Annotated in this window: 7 protein-coding genes and 1 pseudogene; 3 read left to right on the top strand and 5 right to left on the bottom strand. The window is 64.2% G+C overall.

Annotated elements, in window-relative coordinates; translation table 11 throughout:
• The 4 genes from EN906_RS22695 to EN906_RS22680 form a co-directional block, all read right to left on the bottom strand.
• On the bottom strand, nt 1-407 hold a 407-nt coding region (locus tag EN906_RS22695), incomplete at its 3' end, for an alcohol dehydrogenase catalytic domain-containing protein (RefSeq protein WP_164777290.1).
• 57 nt (nt 408-464) lie between these two features.
• Nucleotides 465-953, bottom strand: coding sequence for a signal peptidase II (gene lspA, locus EN906_RS22690; protein WP_127269341.1), 489 nt, complete (start codon nt 951-953; stop codon nt 465-467).
• 13 nt (nt 954-966) lie between these two features.
• Nucleotides 967-1,824 carry an RNA methyltransferase gene (locus EN906_RS22685; RefSeq protein WP_013529576.1) on the bottom strand — a complete coding sequence of 286 codons (858 nt, stop codon included), beginning with the start codon at nt 1,822-1,824 and terminating at the stop codon, nt 967-969.
• Nucleotides 1,821-2,915, bottom strand: coding sequence for a class I SAM-dependent rRNA methyltransferase (locus EN906_RS22680; protein ID WP_023812530.1), 1,095 nt, complete (start codon nt 2,913-2,915; stop codon nt 1,821-1,823). Before EN906_RS22680 ends, EN906_RS22685 begins: the two co-directional genes overlap by 4 nt.
• Nucleotides 2,916-3,050: 135 nt before the next feature.
• Here EN906_RS22680 and EN906_RS22675 point away from each other — a divergent pair, with 135 nt between their 5' ends.
• The 3 genes from EN906_RS22675 (at nt 3,051) to EN906_RS22665 (ending at nt 4,644) form a co-directional block, all read left to right on the top strand.
• The gene (locus EN906_RS22675; protein ID WP_127272542.1) at nt 3,051-3,743 is read left to right on the top strand and encodes a YafY family protein; all 693 of its coding nucleotides are present in this window, start codon (nt 3,051-3,053) and stop codon (nt 3,741-3,743) included.
• A 71-nt stretch (nt 3,744-3,814) separates the two neighbouring features.
• Nucleotides 3,815-4,210, top strand: coding sequence for a VOC family protein (locus tag EN906_RS22670; RefSeq protein ID WP_127271653.1), 396 nt, complete (start codon nt 3,815-3,817; stop codon nt 4,208-4,210).
• A complete protein-coding gene (locus EN906_RS22665) occupies nt 4,207-4,644 on the top strand; it encodes an EVE domain-containing protein (protein WP_127271652.1) in 438 nt (145 codons plus the stop codon). The genes EN906_RS22670 and EN906_RS22665 overlap by 4 nt, the downstream gene beginning before the upstream one ends.
• Here the strand turns inward: EN906_RS22665 and EN906_RS22660 are convergent.
• Nucleotides 4,641-4,961, bottom strand: a pseudogene (locus tag EN906_RS22660) (ornithine cyclodeaminase family protein); the annotation flags it as partial. The gene EN906_RS22665 and the pseudogene EN906_RS22660 sit on opposite strands and share 4 nt — an antisense overlap.

The following is a 4,961-nucleotide window of genomic DNA, read 5'->3' as shown; positions in this document are numbered from 1 at the left end:
GCGGTATAGCCTGCGGTGCCGACGGCCATCGCGTCATGCGGGCTGATGCCTTGCGGCAGCGGCACCAGCCAGTCGCCCTTGACGCGGGCGCGGCCAGCATAGGCGCCGAAATGGGTTTCGCCGACGCCCCAGCCGTTCAGAATGACCTTGTCTCCGGTGCGCCAGTCGGGATGCGAGGACGAGACGACGGTGCCGGCGAAATCGATGCCCGGCACCAGCGGCCAGTGGCGGATCACCGGCGCCTTGCCCGTGATCGCCAGGCCATCCTTGTAGTTCACCGTCGTTGCCTCGATCGCGACGGTGACATCGCCTTCCATCAGGTCGGCCTCGGTGAGATCGGTTACGTTGACCGACTGCTTTTTCTCGGCGTCACGCGAAACGAGGATGGCTTTGAAGGTTTCGGACATGTCTTTCTCCGCGATCTTGTTTGGCGACATGAACTGTGCGGCGATGGCCGCACGGGGTCAATCCTTGGAAGGTCTGGCTTTGGGTTCGCGTCCCCAGCCGAACAGCTCGTCGAAGACGACCAGTGCCGCGCCCACCGAAATGAAGGCGTCGGCAAGGTTGAAGACGGCGAAGGACCACACCGGCGTGTGAAACAGAATATAGTCGATGACGTGGCCGTAGACGGCGCGGTCGATCAGATTGCCCAGAGCGCCACCGACGATCAGCGCAAAGCCGGTGCGGGCAAGGATCTGGGACGGCGCGATCCGCGTCGCCAGGAACAGCACGAAAGCAACGACGACAAGCGAGATGACGATCAACCCGGTGTCGCCGAAGGACGAGAACATCGAGAAGGCGATGCCGGTATTGTAGGTGCGGAACAGCGCCAGGAAGGGCAGCAGATCAACCTTCTCCTGAAAAGGCAGATCGGCCTCGACCAGGTATTTTATCCACTGGTCGAGCGCGATGGCCGCGACGACAAGCAGTGCGTAGGGAGACCATGATCTCACGGGCGGGCAACCTTCATTGCTGGTCCAGGATTGGCTCGAGCTTGAGCGCGCCGCGCCGGATCTCGAACAGCATGATGCCGGTGGCAACGGCCAGATTGAGCGAATCGGCACGGCCGGCTTGCGGAATCCTGAGCAGCCTGTCGCAACTCGCAGCCAGGCTTTCGGGCAGTCCCTGCTGCTCGTTGCCCATCATCAGCAGCACGGGCCCGCGTGAAAAATCGACCGAGCGGTAGTCGACGGCGCCTTTCAGGTGGGTTCCGGCGACGAGGCCTGAAAACCCGCCTCGCCAGGCGAGGAAAGCCTCGGTTGTCGCTTTGGCCACCGGCACGGCAAAGATCGAACCCATGGTGGCGCGCACCGTCTCCACGGAGAATGGATCAGTGGTATCGCCGACCAGGATGACGCCTTTGGCGCCGACGGCATCGACGGTGCGGATGACGGTGCCGAGATTGCCGGGGTCGCGCACCCGGTCGAGCGCCACCCAGACGTCGCCATTGTCGGCGCGGACATCCTTCAAGGCGAGGAATTTTTGCGAAAAGACGCCCACCACCATTTGCGGATTGTCGCGGCGGGTGATGGCCACCAGCACCTTTTCCGACACTTCGAGCACCATGCCGCCGGCGGCAACCGTGCGTGCGGCCACCTTCTCCACCGCCGCGTTGCCGCGCCCGGCCTTGGCGAAAACCAATGTCCTGATCTGCCAGCCGAGATCGAGCGCATCGATAACCAGCTTCAACCCTTCGGCCATGAAGGCGTTCTGCTGGTCGCGGAATTTCTTCTGAGCGAGCGCCTTGATGTCCTTGACCAGCGGATTGGCGAGGCTGGTGACCTCCTTCACCTGGCCAGGTGCGCCTGCATGCCGCTCGTTCATTCAGCCACCCAGCGCGAAAACAATGAGGTCGAGAGCGCCCGGCCAGCGGACTTTTCACGGATGATCAGCTCACCCGATTCAATCTTGCCGCCCATGCCGGCAAAGGTATCGCGCATCAGGGCGTGGATGGCGAAGAAGGAGGCGCGGATCGAATAGGCGGTCAGCACCACGGCAAGCGGCTTCGGCGTCAGGATCGCCCGGCAGAGATCGGTCAAATCGGGCAGATCCTCGAACAATTGCCAGACCTCGCCCTTGGGGCCACGGCCATAGGCCGGCGGGTCGAACAGGATGATGTCGTAGCGGCTGCCGCGGCGCTCCTCGCGCTCGGCGAATTTGACCGCGTCGTCGACGATCCAGCGGATCGGCTTGCTGCCGAGGCCGGCCATCTCCTGGTTTTCACGGGCCCAGCCGATCGCTTTCTTCGAGGCATCGACATGGGTGACCTCGGCGCCGGCGCGAGCCGCCACCAATGAGGCGAGACCGGTATAGCCGAACAGGTTCAGCACCTTGACCGGCCGCTTCGCCGCCGCGATCAGCCCGGCCATGTGATCCCAATGGGAGGCCTGCTCGGGAAAGACGCCGACATGACGAAACGAGGTGAAACGGCCGAGATAGTCGATGCCGTCATGCTTCATCGGCCAGGTCTCGCCGAGCGGCAGCTTGGGGAAACGCCAGCGGCCGATGCCCTCCTCGTCGGTGTCGCCGGTGAAGACGGCGTCGGCACGCTCCCATTCCTTTGCCGGCAAGGCCTTTTGCCAGATCGCCTGGCCCTCGGGCCGCACGATACGGTAGGGGCCATATTGTTCGAGCTTTTGGCCGGTGCCGCTGTCGAGCAGCGCATAATCGGCATTGGGCGCCACTTCCAGGATCACGGGAAGATGTTCGGCGGGCAGAGCGCCTTCGCGGCGGGCCAGGATGCGCGGCGCCGAGTTCGGTTCGGAACGACTTTCCGTCTTCGCCTCATGGCGCTCGCGCGGTGGCGCTTCCGGTCTGGCGGGAGCCTGGCCGGGACGCGGACGTGACACGTCCGCCGCACCCTTCGCGGATGGATGTGGACGGTTGTCGCGGCGTTTGTCGCGAAAAGACTTCAAGCGGGGGCAACTCCGAACGGCGTGGCCGCTTTTGACATAGGGCAACCGGCTTCGCAACCAAGTCCGACAGGTCGGCCTCTCCGGTTCAGGTTGGCCGCGATGGACCAATGTCAAAGAAACAGGCAAATCTACCGGATGTCCCGCTCCGAACGCCTGCTCGACCTGATCCAGTGCCTGCGCCGGCATCGCCGGCCAGTGAGCGGACAGGCGCTGGCCGATGAACTCGGGATTTCGATTCGCACACTCTACCGCGATATCGCCACGCTGCAGGGCCAGGGCGCGCCGATCGAGGGCGAGGCGGGTGTCGGTTATGTGCTCAAGCCCGGCTTCATGCTGCCGCCGCTGATGTTCAGCGACGAGGAGATCGAAGCCATCGTGCTCGGCTCGCGCTGGGTCGCCAAGCAGCCGGACCAGCGTCTCTCGGCCGCCGCTGCCAACGCGTTGGCCAAGATCGCCGCCGTCCTGCCGGACGATCTGCGCGAGGATCTCGACGCGAGCACACTGCTGGTCGGCCCTCCCGCCGCAGTCATCGAAAGCATCGATCTTGGTCTGGTGCGGCAGGCCATCCGCAACGAGCGCAAGCTTGGCTTTCTCTACCGCGACGCCGGCGGCGCTGCGTCCGAGCGTGTCGTGTGGCCATTTGCGCTGGGCTTCTTCGACAAGGTGCGGGTGGTGGTGGCGTGGTGCGAGATGCGGCACGATTTCCGGCATTTTCGCGCCGATCGCATCGCCGAGCTCCAAGCGACAAACACGCGCTATCCGCGCCGTCGCCAGGCGCTGCTCAAGGAGTGGCGGACGACGCTCGACAAGCCTCGTGGTTCGAGATGACTGCTGCCATGATCTGACAGTAGCTCATCTTATGGTCGCCAAGTCGAAGCACCGAACCTTGGAGAGCAGATATGGCCACCCCGAATTTCATCATCCTCTATGTCGACCAGCCGCTTGAGAGCGGCGCCTTCTACAGCGCGCTGCTCGGCCGTGAGCCGGTCGAAAGTTCGCCGACCTTCGTGCTGTTCGTGCTCGATGCCGGCTTCAAGTTCGGCCTGTGGTCGCGCCATACGGTGGAGCCGGCAGCCGCCATGTCAGGCGGTGGCGCCGAAATCGTCTTTGCGCTGGATACGCCCGATGCGGTCGATGCCGCCCATGCCGACTGGTCCGGGCGCGGGCTGAATATCCTGCAGACGCCAACCGACATGGATTTCGGCCGTACTTTTGTCGCGCTCGATCCCGACAATCATCGCCTGCGCGTCTATTGGCTGTCCGATGGCGAACAGGCCAATGGTAACCAGAGATGAGCGCGTACTGGATCGCCGTGGCGTCGGCCGAACATGTCCGGCGGGGTCGCGCAGCCGGCTTCATGCAGGTCAACCACGGCAAGGCGGCACCGCTGCGTCGCGTCAAGCCAGGCGATGGCATCGTCTACTACTCGCCGAACACTGTTTTGGGCGAGAAAGATGGCCTGCGGGCCTTCACCGCGATCGGCATCGTGCGGGAAGGCGAGCCCTATCAGGGCGATATGGGCGCCGGCTTCACACCCTTCCGCCGCGATGTGGCGTGGGCCAAGGCCGAGGAAGCGCCGATCAAGCCGCTGCTCGACAGGCTGGACTTCACCATGGCCAAGTCGAACTGGGGTTATCAGCTTCGCTTTGGCCTTTTCGAAATCGGGGATCACGATTTTCGTGTGATCGCCGACGCGATGAGCGCCAAAATGGCTGTACCGGCGAACTAGGCCGTGAGCGCCTTGTAGACGGCAATGCCGGCGGCAAGATCCTCGAGCGCCGCGCCGACCGACTTGAACAGCGTGATCTCACCGGCGCTCTCGCGACCCTTCTTCTGGCCGCGCGCCAATTCGTGCAGATCGGCGACGATGGTTTCCGGCTTCAGCACGCCGGAGGCCAGCGGCTGGACGATGTCGCCGGCTTCCTTGGTGGCGCCGGCGCGGGTGTCGACATAGACGCGGGCGAGCCTGATCGCGTCGTCGTCGCTCTCGCGCATCGTCGGCGTAAAGCCTCCGACCAGGTCGACATGGGTTCCCGGCTGCAACAG

The sequence above is a fragment of the Mesorhizobium sp. M7A.F.Ca.CA.004.06.1.1 genome, assembly GCF_003999135.1.
In the GTDB taxonomy this organism is placed as follows: domain Bacteria; phylum Pseudomonadota; class Alphaproteobacteria; order Rhizobiales; family Rhizobiaceae; genus Mesorhizobium.
Note: the sequence above shows the minus strand (reverse complement) of the source record. Positions and strands in the feature narration are given on the sequence as shown.